General features: G+C 61.3%; 14 protein-coding genes. 4 read left to right on the top strand and 10 right to left on the bottom strand.

The window, feature by feature from the left end; genetic code table 11:
- Positions 1-106 precede the first annotated feature (106 nt).
- From ACPYOD_RS16725 to ACPYOD_RS16715, 3 genes are all read left to right on the top strand, one after another.
- On the top strand, positions 107-961 hold the full coding sequence (locus tag ACPYOD_RS16725) for a glycosyltransferase family 2 protein (protein WP_481302843.1): 855 nt from the start codon (positions 107-109) through the stop codon (positions 959-961).
- On the top strand, positions 958-1,911 hold the full coding sequence (locus tag ACPYOD_RS16720; RefSeq protein ID WP_481302842.1) for a glycosyltransferase: 954 nt from the start codon (positions 958-960) through the stop codon (positions 1,909-1,911). The genes ACPYOD_RS16725 and ACPYOD_RS16720 overlap by 4 nt, the downstream gene beginning before the upstream one ends.
- Positions 1,912-2,003: 92 nt before the next feature.
- On the top strand, positions 2,004-2,726 hold the full coding sequence (locus ACPYOD_RS16715) for a class I SAM-dependent methyltransferase (protein ID WP_481302841.1): 723 nt from the start codon (positions 2,004-2,006) through the stop codon (positions 2,724-2,726).
- Here ACPYOD_RS16715 and ACPYOD_RS16710 read toward each other — a convergent pair.
- From ACPYOD_RS16710 to ACPYOD_RS16665, 10 genes are all read right to left on the bottom strand, one after another.
- Positions 2,691-3,707 (bottom strand): glycosyltransferase family 2 protein, encoded by a 1,017-nt coding sequence (locus tag ACPYOD_RS16710; protein ID WP_481302840.1) that lies wholly within the window; start codon positions 3,705-3,707, stop codon positions 2,691-2,693. The two genes, ACPYOD_RS16715 and ACPYOD_RS16710, sit on opposite strands and share 36 nt — an antisense overlap.
- Positions 3,689-4,597, bottom strand: coding sequence for an NAD-dependent epimerase/dehydratase family protein (locus ACPYOD_RS16705; protein WP_481302839.1), 909 nt, complete (start codon positions 4,595-4,597; stop codon positions 3,689-3,691). Before ACPYOD_RS16705 ends, ACPYOD_RS16710 begins: the two co-directional genes overlap by 19 nt.
- 28 nt (positions 4,598-4,625) lie before the next feature.
- Positions 4,626-6,059, bottom strand: a complete 1,434-nt coding sequence (locus tag ACPYOD_RS16700) for a lipopolysaccharide biosynthesis protein (RefSeq protein ID WP_481302838.1) — start codon at positions 6,057-6,059, stop codon at positions 4,626-4,628.
- Between the two features lies 1 nt (position 6,060).
- Entirely contained in the window at positions 6,061-6,699 is a 639-nt protein-coding gene (locus ACPYOD_RS16695; protein WP_481302837.1) for a NeuD/PglB/VioB family sugar acetyltransferase, read from the bottom strand.
- The gene (locus ACPYOD_RS16690; protein ID WP_481302836.1) at positions 6,696-7,871 is read right to left on the bottom strand and encodes a DegT/DnrJ/EryC1/StrS family aminotransferase; all 1,176 of its coding nucleotides are present in this window, start codon (positions 7,869-7,871) and stop codon (positions 6,696-6,698) included. The genes ACPYOD_RS16695 and ACPYOD_RS16690 overlap by 4 nt, the downstream gene beginning before the upstream one ends.
- A 57-nt stretch (positions 7,872-7,928) precedes the next feature.
- Positions 7,929-9,026: a glycosyltransferase family 4 protein gene (locus ACPYOD_RS16685; protein ID WP_481302835.1), complete on the bottom strand. Its 1,098-nt coding sequence runs from the start codon at positions 9,024-9,026 to the stop codon at positions 7,929-7,931.
- 8 nt (positions 9,027-9,034) lie between these two features.
- Positions 9,035-10,981, bottom strand: coding sequence for a hypothetical protein (locus ACPYOD_RS16680; protein WP_481302834.1), 1,947 nt, complete (start codon positions 10,979-10,981; stop codon positions 9,035-9,037).
- A gap of 19 nt (positions 10,982-11,000) precedes the next feature.
- Positions 11,001-12,956, bottom strand: a complete 1,956-nt coding sequence (locus ACPYOD_RS16675) for a tetratricopeptide repeat protein (RefSeq protein ID WP_481302833.1) — start codon at positions 12,954-12,956, stop codon at positions 11,001-11,003.
- 61 nt (positions 12,957-13,017) lie between these two features.
- Positions 13,018-13,467: a pilin gene (locus ACPYOD_RS16670; RefSeq protein ID WP_481302832.1), complete on the bottom strand. Its 450-nt coding sequence runs from the start codon at positions 13,465-13,467 to the stop codon at positions 13,018-13,020.
- Positions 13,468-13,766: 299 nt separating this feature from the next.
- Positions 13,767-14,204 (bottom strand): pilin, encoded by a 438-nt coding sequence (locus ACPYOD_RS16665; RefSeq protein ID WP_481302831.1) that lies wholly within the window; start codon positions 14,202-14,204, stop codon positions 13,767-13,769.
- A gap of 193 nt (positions 14,205-14,397) precedes the next feature.
- On the opposite strand from ACPYOD_RS16665, the gene ACPYOD_RS16660 reads away from it, so the two are divergent.
- Complete coding sequence (locus tag ACPYOD_RS16660) at positions 14,398-16,488, top strand: prolyl oligopeptidase family serine peptidase (protein WP_481302830.1); 2,091 nt, start codon at positions 14,398-14,400, stop codon at positions 16,486-16,488.
- The last annotated feature ends 192 nt before the right edge of the window (positions 16,489-16,680 follow it).

Here is a 16,680-nt window from a genome sequence, read left to right as displayed (position 1 = left end):
GCCGTGTGACGGTCCCGTCGGTCTCCGGTGCTCGCGGTTCCGCAGCTTCCTTCTCGTTTCGCGCTGCGCATATCCCTTATGATTCAACGGCCATGGGGGAGATCTCTTGAGTCGTATAAGCATCATCCTGCCCGCCAAGAACGAGGCGGCTGCCCTGAAAGACCTGTTGCCACGCCTGACCGCCGCCCAGCCGGGCGCCGAGATCATCGTTGTCGACGATGGGTCCACTGACGACACCCGCGCCATCTGCGCAGGCAACGGCGTGACCTGTCTCTCGGCGCCGTACTCGATGGGTAACGGCGCCGCCATCAAGCGTGGGGCCAGGGCGGCGACAGGGGACGTCCTCGTGTTCATGGATGGGGACGGACAGCACGACCCGGCGGATATCACACGGCTCGTTTCCCGGCTCGACGAAGGCTTCGACATGGTCGTCGGTGCGCGGTCCTGGGAAAGCCAGGCAGGCGTCGGGCGCGGCCTGGCGAACACCCTCTACAACTGGCTGGCCAGCCGGATGACGGGGCAGGTCGTGGCCGACCTGACGTCCGGCTTCCGCGTGGCCCGCGCCGCCCGTTTCCGCGAGTTCATCCACCTCCTGCCGAACGGCTTCTCCTATCCCACGACGAGCACGATGGCGTTCTTCCGAAGCGCCTACGGCGTGGCGTACGAGCCGATCAAGGCCGCGGAAAGAGTGGGCAAGAGCCATATCAAGCCGCTGAAGGACGGTATTCGCTTTTTGTTGATCATTTTCAAGATCGCGACGCTCTATTCGCCCTTGAAGCTGTTCGTTCCAGTGGCCTTCGCCTTCTTCCTCATGGGGAGCGCGAACTATGCGTACACCTATTTCCTGTACGGCCGCCTGACCAACGGCAGCGCATTGATGTGGAGTGCCGCCGTCATCGTTTTCCTGATCGGCCTCGTTTCCGAGCAGATCACGTCGCTGACGTACCGGCCGCACGAATGACGCGTGCCAAGGTCAGCGTTTGCGTTTCGACGTACAACCATCGTCGATACATCGCGGACTGCCTGCTTAGCGTGCTTTCGCAGGATGTTGACGCGGAGATGGAAATCTGGGTTGGCGACGACATGTCGACCGACGGTGCGTCCGATATCGTCGCAGCCCTGGCCGACGCCTGGCCGGGCCGGATACATCATGTCGTCCATACCGAGAGGCAAGGGCCCATAGGCAATCTTCGCAGCATGATCGCTCTTGCCGATGGTGACTTCATCGCGCACCTGGACGGAGACGACTTCTGGCTTCCCGGCAAGCTCCGCGAGCAGCTTGCCATGCTGCAAGACGAACCGGAGTGCGCCGCATGCTGCACCAACGCCTTCGTGTTCGACGATGAGCGCGAACCCGTGGGTATTTTCAGCAATGCGCGCTCGCAGCGATTCGACACAGACGGGCTGCTTCGCCGGGGCAATTTCCTGAATCACAGTTCGCTTCTCTACCGCGGACAGTACAGGAAGGCCTTGCTGGACCTGACACCTCCTTTCATCGATTACCGCATCCACCTGGCGCTCGGTGCCGCCGGTGGCATGGCGTATACCTCGAAGGTGTTCGTGGGATATCGGTCGAACTCCTCCGGATCGATGCTGGTTTACGACAACGATGCCGTTCGTCGCCAGTACTTCGAGGCCATCGAGGCTGCCTTGCCGGTCGTTCCTGTCAAGGTGCGAGCGGAGGCATGCGCCGATTTCCTTCGCCGCGTCTCGTTCCGGGCCTTGCGGCTTCGGAGCCCGGCGATGCTTCGGGCATGGTGGCCCGTGGCATTGAAAGGGGCCGCCGAAGCACCTGTCCGGTTTGCTTTCCGATGCCTTGGAAATTTCCTCATGGAATCCGCGAGGCAGGGTATGCAGTCGTTTTCTACTTCCGTCCTGCGTACGCGTACGCGCGTCATCTACTTTCGATAATCATGCTGAAGCGCTTTGCAAGAATGGCAAGGGCCGGCGTCCTTGGTTGGCTGACTCCACGGCGGTACGTTTGCGTGGTATGTGGGCATGGCGTGGGTGGCTTTCTGCCCTACCGGAATGGCACGTCGTCTCTTTCCGGTGCGATGCGGCTGCTCCGGCTCAACGGAAGCGATCTGGACCGCTTCGAATGCCCGCGCTGCGGGGCGACTGATCGCTTGCGCCACCTGAAACTCTACCTCGAAGCCGAGGGCCTGCCGGCTCGCATGAACGGAGCGCGGGTCCTGCACTTCGCGCCCGAGAAAAAGCTCGTCGAAATGATTCATGCGAGCCAGCCGGCAGAATACCTGCGGGCCGACATCGAACCACCTTCATCCGATGTGATCAAGGTCGATATCACGACGATGTCCTTCCCCGACGCTGCCTTCGATGTGCTCATCGCCAATCATGTGCTGGAGCACGTCGACGGCCTGGAGGCGGCGCTCAAGGAGATCGCGCGAGTTCTGGCGCCGGGCGGCTTCGCCATACTGCAAACTCCCTACAGCCTCGTTTTGACCAGGATGTTCGAGGATCCCGGCATTTCGACAGCGCAGGCGCGCCTCGAACTCTACGGCCAGGAGGATCATGTCCGCATCTTCGGTAACGACATTGCCGAGCAGATAACACGCCTGTCGGGGCTGCGGCCATGCGTGCGTACCCACGCCGAGGTTTTGCCCGGCATCAGCGCGAGGCGGTATGGCGTGAACCCGCTGGAGCCGTTCTTCCTGTTCGAGAAAGCAGCGTTAACGGAAGCGAGGCAGGCCGTAGCGGAGCAGTAATGCGAGCTTGCGCGGCCACCAGGTAAACGCTGAGTAATACTGCGAAGTACCGATAGTCCGGGCCTTCTGTAATCGTTGCCGGTGAGCGCAAAGCGATTTGCGCTGGCGCCAGGCAGAGACGACCGCTTCGACATAGACCTCTTGCAGAAGTCGACGATCCCTTCGAATAGCGGAAAACACCAGCCCTTCTCCCATCAGGGTCGTCACATGGGCGCCAAGCGCGGGAAGCAGCCACATTCCAGGGGTGAAGACCACGAGCAGGAAGGTCTTGTTCCTCTCGCTAAGGCGTCGACGCCGGTACGTCGTGAGCAGTTTTCCTTCGTTCGCGCGGTTGCCGCCGAAGCTCTGCCCTTGCATGTGGCGATATCCGGAAGCGGGCACGCAGCGAACATCGTATCCGCGTTGCCGAGCCGCACAGCAGAGATACATGTCTTCGGCAAGGGACTCCAGCCAGAGGGGGAAGCCGCCGAGCGTGTCCCACAGTGTTCGGGGAATCCACATGCACGCCCCGATACTCATGGCGACGTCGGGATGCCCGTCGTCCGTCACGGGAACCGGATTCATGAAAGGATCGAGCTGGCACCCCCTGTCGACCAGGGCGCCTGTCGACCAGTCGAACTGGGGAGCGGTCAGGATGGCAGGACGAGGTGTCCGTCGAGCGTCCGCGAGGAAGGTCGACAAGGCGTCGGGGAGCAGGGCTGCATCGTTATTGAGCAGCAGGATGTACTCGCCCCGGCTGGCAGCCACCATGCGGTTGTTGGATTCGCAGAAGCCGACGTTCGATTCGCTCCGAATGACCCGGACATCGGGGTGTCGCGCCAGGACATCGAGGGACGCGTCTGTCGAGGCATCGTCGTGCACGATGATTTCGTAGGGTTCGGCGAGGTCTTGTGCCTTCACGGATGCCAGGCAGGCGTCCAGCATGTGCTCGCCGTTGAAGTTGGCGATGCATATCGAGCAGATCATCGACTTGCGCTCCACGACCTCTCGAGTCCGTCGCGCAGTGCAACCCGAGGAGTCCAGGCGAATGCCTCGCACGCCTTGCTGTTATCGAGAACCACTCTGTTGACGTCGTAAGGCGTGGCCGGTCGGTACTCGCGTACCACGGTTTTTCCTGTGATCTCGTCGATCAGGTCGAGCAGTTGGTTGAGCCGCACGGGAATACTGCTCGAGGCATTGAAGGTGTGCATTCCCATGCTGGTCGGCTGGCCGAGGACGTTCATGATGAGGTCGATCAGGTCGGACACGTAGAGGTAGTCGCGAGTCGCCTGACCATCGCCGCGTATCACGACGGGCTCGCCGGTCATCGCCGAATGGAACACGGTCGGTACGATGCCGAAGCCCCTTCGGTAGGGTTGTCCGGGGCCATAGACGTTGGACGGGCGAAGCACTGTGACCGAGTGCCTGCCTTCGTGCGCCCAAGCCGAAAGGAACGCTTCCGCGGCTGCCTTCCCTGCGCTGTAGTAGGCCTTCGGCTCCATGTGCGACGTCTCGGTGGCATTCCGCTCCTTTACGTCTCCATAGATGGCTCCGCCGGTCGACACGAAGATCATGCGTTTCGGTTTCAGACCGATGCTTGCTTCCATGAGTTCGAGCAGCGGACGCAGGTTGTCGTCGAGCTCCGCCAAGGGCTTTCCCGCGCTGGAGCCGGGGGTGCTGGTACCCGCGAGCCATACGATGCCTTCGACGGTGCGCAGCAAGCCGGCGTAGTCCTCTGTCGTGAGATTGCCGGTCACCAGCGACTTCACGTTCCCGAATACGAAGGGTCGCCTTGACAGCGCCACCACGTCATACCCGTCGTTCCGAAGACGACGAAGCAGATGCGAGGCGATGAATCCGTTCGCACCTACGACCAGTAGTGTCGGCTTCATGGTCCGGGACAGGTTGGGGGCCATGATGTCAGCGTACTCTCGAAGGAATGAGTTGCAGGAAGCCTGAAACCGCCGGATGCGACACCAGCCAGCCGACCGCCACATGAACGAGTAGCGCCAGGCCGATGCCGCCGCCAACACCCATCCATGACTGGGGCAACAAGGCAGCGCAGGCGACGGCGACTGCGCCCGTGCACCCGGCTACCACGAGGGTTGGCACAAGGTCGCGTGCCTGTGCCGCGGCATTGTAGCGGAGTATATCCCCCACGAAATATGCGTTGAGCAGGTAGGACACCGCGCTGGTAATGACGGTGGACCAAGCGATAGCCGTTATTCCCCACGGGGCGCTGGCCAGAAGCAGCGCCACCGCAAGCGTCTTCTTCGCGACCTCCACCCGCAGCACGAGCCGCGGCTCGCCGATGGCGTTCAGTGCGACCAGGCTGAGCACGTGGGCAGGCCAGGGGATGGCACCCAGGGCCAGGATCGACAGGAGCGGGCCTGCCGGCGCCCAGCGTTCGCCGTAAACCAGGTCGACGATCGGGCTTGCATATACGGCGAGAACGATCATGAGCGGAATGAAAGCGAAGAGGCTCATGAAGAGGGCGGCGCGGTGCACCCGCCTCACCTCGACAAGGTCATGCCTTGCAGCCGACAGCAAAGGTAATCCCAGCCGATTGAGAAGAGCTGCGGCGAACGATGTGGGTGCCTGCTGCGTATTCTGGGCCAGCGAATAGAAACCCAGGTCGCGTGCGGTGAACATTCGGCCGATGATGACCGCCTGGAGACGGTTGTAAGCCGTGTCGATGAGCCCGGCCACCAGCATGTAGCCGCCAAAAGAGAGAATCGATCGTGCATCGCTGTGCCGATAGCGTCCCGACGGGCGCCACCCGGAAGCGATGTAGAGCATGAGCGTCCTCATGCCGATCGATGTGATGGCTTGCGCGACCAGCGCCCAGGCGCCCGCACCTGTCATGGCCACCAGGATGGCGATGGCACCGGATGCCAGTGAGCTTCCCACTTCCACGCGGGTCCTGACCTGAAAGCGCAATTGCTGGGTAAGCAGCGCGTCCGGAACGACGGCAAGAGCGTTCAGGGGAAAAATCACGGAAAGGGCGATGCACATCGCCGAGATCTCGGGTCTCCCGTAGAAATTCGCGATGGCGTGCGATGCAGCGATCAGGACACCCATTGCCACCATGGAAATGGCAAGGTTGATGATGAACGCCGAGGTTTCCTCGTTGGCAGTCGTGCGCTGTCGCTGAATCAGCGCCAGGCCCGTGCCGGAATCTACGAAGACATTTCCCAAGGCCGTGAATACCAGCACCATGGCGACGACACCGTAGGCCGAGGGGTCGACAAGGTGGGCCAGCACGATGGTCACGCCGAACTGCAGCACGTAGCGAACGCCGATTTCGAGCCCGCCCCAGCGAGTCGCGTGCTTGACGGCGCCGGGTACGCTCAAGTCAGCGGGCCTTCGCCGGCACGCCCATCACGCGAACGCCACCAGCAACCGGTTCGGCCACGCACGCGCCGGCGGCTATGAATGCGTCGTCGCCGATCGTCAGCGGGGTATCGTGAAGTCCATTCACGACGCTGGCGCCGATACCGACGAAAACGCGCGAGCCAATGTGGACGTGTCCGGCCACGTGCGCGCCGGGGGAAAGGATGGAGTAGTCGCCCACGCGGCAATCATGCGAAAGCGTGGCGTTGACGTTGACGTGGACATGCTTGCCCAGCGACACATTGACGGTGAGGACCGCGCCGGGGAATAGGATGCAGCCCTCCCCGAGTGCCGCGGTACGGTGCAGGCCAACGGTTGGATCGCAAAGCGTCGCCGCTGACATGCCCCGGGAAACACAAAGCCGAACCGCGCGCTCTCTCAGTGCGGGATCGCCGACCGCTGCGATGAAGCCCCATCCGTCGCAATGACCGGACTCGATCGCATGCACCGCGATGCCGTTGATGGTCGTCTCGCGCAGGTAGGCTTCCTCGACGACGAACGCCATGGCATCCGGCGCCACCCCGCAGCGTTCCGCGACGAAGGCGACCTCGCGCGCGTGGCCCCCTGCACCAAAAATGGCGAGTTTGTCGTGATGGCTCATGAGCGCACGAGGCCGTGCTCGCATGAAAACGCGATCACGTCACAGATGAGGTGGATGTCGTCGAGCGTGAGCGACGGGCCGCTGGGAAGCACGATATTGCGCGCGGCGACACGCTCCGTATATTCGAGCGATACGGTTGGCGCCTCGTGGGCATAGGTCTTCATGCGGTGGCAGCCTGGCCAGAAATACTTCCGCGCGAGAATATTCTCCGCGTGCAGGATATCGACCAATTCGTCGCGTCCCACCTTCGACGGCTCATCCACCGAAGCCACGATGTAGTGGTAGTTGTTTTCTTCCTGTTCGTCGTACGTCACGAGGGTGATGCCGGGGATGCCCGCCAGGCGCTCACGGTAAACCTCGTAACGAGTGTGGTTCGCCTCGACGAACGATGACAAGGCTTCGAGGTTTGTCAGGCCCATGGCTGCGCTGGCTTCCACCATCTTACCGTTGGTGCCATCGTGTACGACGTTGTCGTAACCTGCGAAGCCGAAGTTGCGCATCAGCCGCATCGTATCGGCCAGCTTGTCGTCGTTCGTGACAACAGCACCGCCTTCCAGCGTGTTGAACACCTTTGTCGCATGGAAGCTGAGCACTTCACACGCGCCGAACGAGCCGATGCGTTTCCCGCGGTAAGTGCAACGATAGGCGTGGGCGGCATCGAACAGCAACTGCAAACCACGCTCGGCGGCGATGTCGGTCAGCGCGTCGATATCCGCAGGCCGGCCCCAGGTGTGCACTGCGATGATGCCCGTGGTTCTCGGCGTTATGGCGGCACGTACCGAAGCAGGGGAAAGGTTGTGCGTAACGGGATCGATGTCCGCGAAAACCGGAGTGATTCCCTGCCATGCAAGGGAATGGGCGGTCGCGACGAAGGTCCACGACGGCACGATAACTTCACCCCTCAACCCCGTCGCGCGAATCGCGATCTCCAGTGCGATGGTTCCATTACATATGGCCACGCAGTGGCGGACGCCGAGATCGCTGGCGATGCGCTGCTCGAGTTCCTGGACAAGCGGGCCGTTGTTCGTCAGCCATTTCCTGTCCAGCATGGCGTTGATTCGCGCCATGAACGCCGACCGGTTCCCGGTATTGGGGCGTCCTACGTGTACGGGCTCCTGGAAGCGCGGCGGGGCACCGTGAATGGCGAGCGGGAAACGGGTCATGGTCGTCATGGGTTCGGTCGCTTTTGAAGCAGTGTGACGGGGCATTGATTGGCGTTCAATCCCGCGCTACCGACGCTTGGACGTCAATCGGCCATAGATGGCGGCATACCGGTTCGCCGCATCGTCCCAGGTTCCAAAAACGGCGCGGGCGGCAGATCGGGCAGAGGCGCCGAAAGCCGCGTTCGCGTCGGGGTTTTCCAAGGCTGCGATCGCCTCCGCGTAGCCGGAAGGGTCCCCGCAGAGGAAACCGTTTTTTCCGTGTTCGACCACCGTCGCATGCGCGGGCATGTCGGTCGCGACGATCGGCAGGCCGGCGGCCTGGGCTTCCAACATGGTCTGCGGTCTTCCCTCGGCATGGATGCTGAGCGTGATGAGCCCATGGGCTCTGGGGAACCAGGTCGAGGCCAGCTGCGCCGGCGCCGCCGCTCCATGCCAGCGAACCCACTCGGGAATGGCGACTTGCTCCTGCATCGGACCAAGAAGATGCAAGGTGCGCGGCTGATTCCGAAAAAGAGGTTCCGACCATTCGAACAGATGACCGAGCTTGTTCGCTGTGAGGCGGGTCACCGCGATCCACTCCGGATGGGGTTGAAGCTGCCGGACGACGTCGTACCAGACGGGATCGATGCCGAAGGACACCGAGACGATCCGCGCCATGTCGCCGAAAGCGGCTTCGAGCTTCGGAACCATCCACTCCGCGTTAGGACAGATGGCGACGGCGCGACCCTTGAACACCCTTCGGAGGAGCCTTCTCATGGTTGGAATGCCAAGCAGATTGAGATCGTTGCCCAGCACGGAGACAACCAGGGGCTTACCATCGGAGGGCAACGGCAATGCGCACTGTAACCAGTTGACATGATAGATATCGACGTCGCGTTCCCGTCGATATGCGCTCCATAACATGCGCACCAGGCGCAAAGGTACAGAGATGCCGCGTAGCCCACGCTCGCGCATCAAGTGGGACACGCCCCCTGCGGCCATCAGTTCACCCAGCCAGCGCGCTTCATCGGCCGTGGCCGCGCTGCGTACGTTCTCCGGCAGTTCACCGGGCGGAGCCCACAGACGCAATTCCGTACCGGGGACTCTCGCGATGCCACCGGCCAGGTGGCGTATGAACACGCCACGCCAGTCGGTTCTGTCGGCCGGGTAGGACGTACTGGTCATGAGAATCTTCAAGTGCCCGCCTTCGCGGCACCGCCGCCATACGTTTCCGCACGCTTTTTTAGCGATTTGATCGAGTCGTCCAGGCGACCGTTGAGGTTCAAGCGATGGAGTGCCGCCATGTGCTCTGCCACCAAGTCGGTTTTCCCGAGCACCAGCGCCTCCCGCACGACTGTGATGTGGTAGGCAGGTTCGGCAGGTTCCGCGGCACTGGAAGCTTGTGCCATACGGAACCCGAGTTCACGATCTCCCAGGCCGTTCCATGCGAAGTCTCCATAAGCGGCCAGTAGGCGGCCCCTCGGCCTGGGATGGCTCAGAGCGGCTATGTAAAGCCGCAGCAACTGATCCGCCGGGAGCGCGCACAGATCCTTGAGATTGCAGGAACTCAACGACATGATCGAACTCTCGTCTTCGATCGTGGGTGGGCGCCGCTTGAGTTTCCGTTCCATCGAATCCCACCATTCCATCTTGATGGGTTGATGCATGCGGGCTGCAAAATAGATAAGCGCCTGCTCGGGAAGCGTGGACGAGCCGGGAAGCGCCGCTGCTTGTTCCAAGGGTGGCCCAACCAACTGGACAGCAGGGGAGCTTGCCTTGTATCCCGACACGATGATGTAGGTTCGCCCGAGTTCGTACTGCGCGCGCGGCGAATCGGGAGCGCGTACCACCAGTTCCTGAGCCAGCCTGACAGGGTCACCCCAACGATACGCGGAGTAGGCGGTGAGAGTGCCCCAGTACGCCAACGCAAGGCCTGTCAACACGTTCCGCGCGAGTGGATGTCCTATCCTTACAGCTGTGCCGTTGCCCCTAAGCGCCGTCATCAGACCGAGTACGATGCCGAAGCTCGCAAAATAATTGCGGTGCTCGTAAACCAGTTCTAGCGGGATTATTGTAGCTGTCAGGGATTGCGCAGCGAGGAACCAGGCGATCCCCAGTGAAAACAGAGGCGTGCGGTGCCGAATGGCGAACGCAAAGCTGGCAAGGATCACCAAGCCTACGATGCTTATCAGTGTCGCGGGGGGCGAAAGGAGGCTCGTCGATGCCTTGAATTCATCGTGATAGAAGGAAAGGGCCGACGGCGTCGGGACGACGATCCATGCGAGGTAATCCAGCACGATCCGCGCCTCGCTTAGGAGGCGGGTGGTCATCGTGAAATCGCGGGTGGCCCAAGTGGAAGCGCGAAATAGCGTAGGTCCGACCCATACGAGACCCAGCAGACCGGGAATGAACAAAACGAAGGCGAACAACATCGCGATGCGTCGCGGAAGGCGCTGCCCTGGACTCTTGTCCCGAAACATCAGCCATTCGAGGAGGAATGCATACAGCGGTGTGAGAACCGCCGTCTCCTTGGATAGAAGCCCCAATCCTGTGGCGAGCACGAGCGAGATTGCGCAGAGTGCAAATCCTCCCTGTGAACGCTGCATGCGCTGACGGCCCACGATGTATCCGAGCAGGCCAAGCAGGACGAAGACGTTCGCGAGGCTTTCCATGCGCTGCACGACGTAAAGCACTGCAGTGAGATTGATGGGCAACAGGAGCCAAGCTGCGGCGACGAGGGCCGCGGTCCGGCTGGCGGACCCGTCTGGCGTCTGGCCGTCGTCAATCAGTCGGCGTGCAATGAGGAAGACGAGCAGGCCGTTTATCAGATGAATGATGACGTTCGTAAGCTTCATCGCCATCGGATCGACGCCACTGGCGTGGATGTTGAGGGCGAAGCTCAAGGAGGCGAGCGGCCGCTTGAAATCGCTCGATGGGGAGGACAACGCTGCAGAAGTAAGTTCTGCGAGCGACAGGCTTCTTATGCGAAGGTCTGCATTGTCGACGATGTTTGGGTAGTCGTCGAACAGCCAAGCGCCGTGAAGGCCCGGAACATACGCAAGAAAGGTGACGAGAAGTGCAACGGCCACCCACAGCCAGGGACGTGTGGCTGATTGCAGGATAGATTGGTACTTGCTCAAGGTCCGCAACCGCAGGTCATCATGGTGTATTTCTCTCCTCGCTCAAGGCCAGTCCAGCTCTCAGATGGGCTATCTCGTTTCGCCAATATCCTTGCCGCTCGAGTATCCTGTCGTGCAACCACGCCATGCCCGTGCTAGGTCCACGCGTTGGGGCGCGAGGCAGTGTGTCAAAGTAAGCGAGATGCGCGAGCCCAAGTCCTGGAGAGCCGGAACGCCCGAGTGCAGCAGCCTGTTCCAGCGCCGCTTGCGGCGACGGCGATAGCTTCAATGCTGCATTGAATCGCGTTAGCGCGGAAGCGGCATCGGCCCTCTCCAGCGCCAGCACACCACGGATATGCATGAGGTCTTGCATCCTGCCCGGTATGGATGCGATGACGGGATTGGATGCGGCGGCGTCGAGGATGTCAAGGATGGCCTCATCGTCGAGTACCGGGCAGCGTTGCGCTCCCGCGTTCCGTACGGCCGCTATGCCCCAATTCAAGATAATTCGGCCTGGGTCACGATCCGCGTGACGCAGTGCGAACTCCGCATTTCGTATGTCCTTCTCGTCGACAATGCCCGTCTGGCACCGCAAATCAATCAAAGTCAGAGCCACCTGCGGCTCTTTGCGAAAGTCGGCCTGTCGCGCAGCGAGCCGCCGCGTGCCGAGATCGGGCCACCCCGCTGCACCTTCGATTTGCGCGGCATAGGTTTGTGCGCGGGGAGACCCTGGCGATTGTTCGGCCCAGACGAGTGCTTGCGCCTCCGGATCGTTCCAAAGCCTAACTAGCTGCAGGGAGAGAAAGCTCATGCCGGTAAGGAGAGCCGCGGCGCAGGTAATCGCCGTACGTGGCCGAATGGATTGCCCGACGGCGAGGGCTGCGGGCCAAAACATCAGCATCGCCGGCAAATAATTTCGGTGCTCGAAGTAAAGTTCCAGCGGAAGCGAAGTTGACTCGATCAGGTGGCCGCAGAAGTAGAATAGGGTTCCCATGGCGAACGCCGGATGGCTCTTCCTGAGACGTGTCGCCACCACGATGATCGCGAAGCAGGCTAGGATCGCGGGTGCTGTCCAGAACGGATGCCATACGTCCGTCGCCGCAGGGTATTGATCATGAAAAACGCTGCCAGTTGTCGGTACGACTAACCACAGCTGGCCTAAGTACCTCCAGATGATGGGCGGTTCGGTGAGCAGTCGCTGGCCGACAGTCCATCCGCGGTAGGCGACGGAAGCATTGTCGATACCCCTGAATGCGAACCAGGTGAGGACGGAGCCGATCGCGATGATCCAGGGCCAGCAACTGATCCTTACTAGAGCGCGATAGCGCCGGCCATGATGGCTTAGCGTCGGCAGGCAAGCATCGATCGCAACAACTAGGAGCGGCAGCAGGATGCCATTGGCTTTCGACAGCGTCGCGAGAAGAGTCAGGCTGGGAATGCCGAGAAAAATTGCGATGCCGCTCCTTCCTTTTTCGATGGCATCGCGTCCGAGCAGCCAAAGGTGAAGGCCGACGAGGACGAACGTCGCGGGAAGCATGGCTTCGCGCTGCACAACATACAGAACCGTCGACACGAATAGTGGGTGGAGGAGCCACGCACCGGCGCCGACGCAAGCGGCGAAGCCACGCGGAAAGTTCTTCACCCCGAGGACGCCCGCGATGCGGAAGAGCAGCCATGCAAGCAAAGCGCCGTTGAGCAGGTGTATGGCGATGTTAGTGCGCTTGAATGGCTCAGCCGCAGTCGGCCAATCGTGGCCGTCGAAAAGGAACGAGAGTAGGGCGATGGGGCGGCCTGTTGGATCCGCCGTTCCAGAGGTGATGTAGCGGGCGAATGCCGGTGTGTTGTCGATGGGGCCTTGGGCTCCCAGGGAAGGTAGGTTGGCATGGTCGTCGAAGACGAAGCCGCCACCGACTCCGTGTGCATAGATCCAGGCCGTCAGGACGAGGAGCCCCAGCACGTACGAAAGCAACACAAGCGTATGACGATCTAGGCGCACGGCATCGGTCCAAAAGAAAAGGGGCCGCGAACGGCCCCCTTTCAATCGATCTTGAAGCTTCTTAGCTACGGCAGGAGGTCGGAAGGTATGCGTCCGGTACGTTCGTACCCGCGGCGGACTTGCAGTTCCAGGAGATCGAACCGCCCTCGTCCGTCGGCGAGAGCACGAGCGTATTGGCGCCCGAAGCCTTGATCTTATCGTTCGATTCCTTGCCGAAGACCGCCGTAATCTTGCCGCCAGTGACGTCGATCGATTCAACATACTTGCCGCTGATGGACGTGATTGTCTCAGGCAGGCCTGCCGACTTGTTCTCGCCCGGCCAGTGGCCCTTGTTGTTGTAGAACTCCGCCACGGCTGTCTTGGCACCATCGGCCAGATTCATGCCTTCCGACACCTGGGTGCGGATCAGATAGTTCTGGTACTGCGGGATAGCAATGGCAGCCAGGATCGCGATGATTGCGACGACGATCATCAGTTCGATGAGCGTGAAGCCCTTCTGGATGTTCTTCATGGAGTTTCCTCGTAACTGTGGACTAACCGAAAAAAAGTGACGCCCCCTGAGCCCTAAGCATTTGCCCCCATGGGGCAGCAGCTCCCTCACTTGCTTTGGTCAGGAACCGACCAGGAAGCTCGCCGCAAAGCGTGCATCGAACATGCCATTGCGTTCGCGACCGGCATATTCCCTCATATTTGCCGGTCCCGAGATTGTGCATCCGGTCACGCTTGGCGAGCAACAGGAAAATTTCGAGGATTCAGGATGTTGGGTGCCACAAGTGAGTGACGATTTAGGTCATTAAGTGACAACTTGCGTCACCCCCTGCATGAGCTAGGGAGGAATCGCGGGTCGATCGTTCCTTTGCACGCCCAACTGATGCTACCGCCCTCGTCAACTGGAGACAAAAGAAGGTTGCTGCCATGCAAGGCGTCGTTGCTGTCGGCAGTCTCGTAACTTACTTTGATGGCCCCGCCTGACTGCACCTCCACCTCGCTTACGTATTTGCCTCCCAGTGAAGTTCCCGAGGGAAGACCGGCGGACTCGTTCGTGCCAGGGAACCCACCGGTGTTTGTCTTGTACTCCCATATGGCTATTTTGGCGCCGGTTGCGACAGTTAGTCCTTCCGAAACTTGAGTGCGGACGACATAGTCGCGATAAGCGGGAATAGCAATCGCGGCGAGGACGGCAATGATGGCCACGACGATCATCAATTCGATCAGGGTGAAGCCCTGCGTGGGGTTAGGTCGCGACATGTAAGAGTCCTCGGTATGTAGCAGGGGTGCAGGGTGCATGTTTCATACCAAGTCTTTTATGGTAAGGGTGACGTTTCGGAGTCTGTGATACGCAACACGCTTGCGCAGGCGGGGCCGGAGAGTGCTTCATCCTTGCGTGGGACAACAGGTAACCGTACCGTCCTTCTGTCTCGACTCCAAGGAACCTGCCACTATGAAGCCCTTCTTCGCCGCGCTGGCCCTCGCACTGGCCTCCGGCCCAGTCCTGGCCGCCGACGCCGACAACGCAGCCCCGCATCCGTTCTCCATCCGCGACCTGGTGATGATGGACCGCGTAAGCGATCCCCAGCTGTCGCCAGACGGGCGCTACGCGCTGTTCTCGGTCCGGGCCACGGATTACGCGGCAAACAAAGGCGTCAACTCCATCTATATGGTGGATCTCAACAAGCCGCCGCAGCCGGTGATAGTGGTCGAGAAGGGCTCGTCCCCGCGGTGGGCGCCGGACGGCAAGTCGATCTACTACACAGCCCCGCAGGATGGCACCGCTCAGGTCTGGCACCGCGCCTTCGATGCGGACAGCACGGGCAAGGGCCTGTCCCTGAGCGTGCGGGCTGGCGAACCGGTGACCACTGCACCCCTGGACGTCAATGCGTTCAAGCTCTCACCGGACGGCTCGAAGCTGCTCCTGAGCTACGACGTGTTCACCGATTGCCCCGACCTGGCCTGCACCAAGGAGCGTCTGGACGGCCGGGAGAAGGACAAGTCCACCGGCACCATCTACGACAAGCTCTTTGTCCGTCACTGGGACACATGGGCGGACGGGCGCCGGTCGCAGCTGTACATCGCCGACGCGAACGCGCCCTCCCAGCCAGTCCTGCTGAGCCGCGACATCGATGGCGACGTGCCGAGCAAGCCCTTCGGCGGGGACGACGAATTCGCGTTCTCGCTGGATGGTAAGACGGTCTACTTCGACGTCCGCATCGCCGGCAAGACCGAGCCCTGGTCGACCAACTTCGACATCTATAGCGTGCCGGCCGACGGCTCGGCGGCTCCGGCGAATCTCACCGCCGAGAACCCGGCGTGGGATGCGAACCCGCTCGTGTCGCCCGATGGCAAGACGCTTTACTACACCGCCATGAAGGAACCGGGCTCTGAGGCCGACCGTTTCGGCATCATGGCGCTCGACCTCGCCTCCGGCAGCAAGCGCGAAGTCGCTCCTTCGTGGGACAGTTCCGCCGGTGCGCTGCAGATCTCGGCCGACGGCAAGACCCTCTACACCACGACCGACGACAACGGTCAGCATCCGCTTTTCGCGATCGACACGGCGACTGGCAAGGCCACCATCTTGGTCACCGACGGCTCGGTCTCCGCGTTCTCGGCCCAAGGCAAGAAGATCCTGCTCAGCCGCGAGGACCTGAAGCGCCCGGCTGACCTCTATACGGCCGACCTCAACGGCAAGGGCCTCAAGCAAGTCACCCATTTCAATGCCAAGCGGATCAAGGGTGCGCAGACCGGCGATTTCGAGTTCTTCACCTTCAAGGGCTGGAATAACGAAACCGTGCAGGGTTATGTGGTGAAGCCGGTCGGCTTCAAGCGCGGCAAGACCTACCCGGTAGCCTTCATCATCCATGGCGGTCCGCAAGGTGCGATGACCAACAGCTGGAGCTACCGCTGGAATGCGCAGACCTATGCGGGGCAGGGCTTCGCCGTGGTCACCGTCAACTTCCACGGTTCCACCGGCTACGGCCAGGCATTTACCGAATCCATCTCGGGCGACTGGGGCGGCAAGCCGTTGGAAGACCTGAAAGCTGGCTGGGGTGCGGCACTGTCGAAGTACAAGTTCCTGGATGGCGACCGCGCCTGCGCCCTCGGCGCAAGCTATGGCGGCTACATGGTTTACTGGATGGCCGGCAACTGGAACCAGCCGTGGAAGTGCTTCGTCGACCACGACGGTGTCTTCGACGCACGCGCCATGTACTACGAAACAGAAGAACTGTGGTTCGAGGAAAAGGAAAACGGTGGTACGCAGTTCGACCACCCGGAGAACTACGAACGGTTCAATCCGGTCAACCACGTGAAAGACTGGCGCGTGCCGATGCTGGTCATCCACAGCGGCAAGGACTTCCGCATTCCCGACACACAGGGGCTCGGTGCGTTTACCGCGCTACAGCGCCGCGGCATTCCGAGCAAGCTGCTGCACTTCCCGGACGAGAACCATTGGGTGCTGAAGCCGCAGAACAGTGTGCAGTGGCATGAGACGGTGAATGCTTGGTTGAAGGAGTGGACGTCGCCAGAGAGCAAGTGACTTAGCAACAACGGCGACCATATGGTCGCCGTTTTTTGCCTCGAGTCCAGCTACACCACGGTCTTCGCAGCATATTGCTCCGGTTCCTGAGGGCTGGGCTATCATCCGGGCAGGGATGGCTTCAGAGGCCTACAACGACTCGTACATGAATAGGCATGGTTCATGCCGGCTGAGGAATGTGCATATGGCATC

Source organism: Luteibacter sp. HAY1-4A, from assembly GCF_056755355.1.
This window is presented reverse-complemented; position numbering and strand designations above follow the sequence as displayed.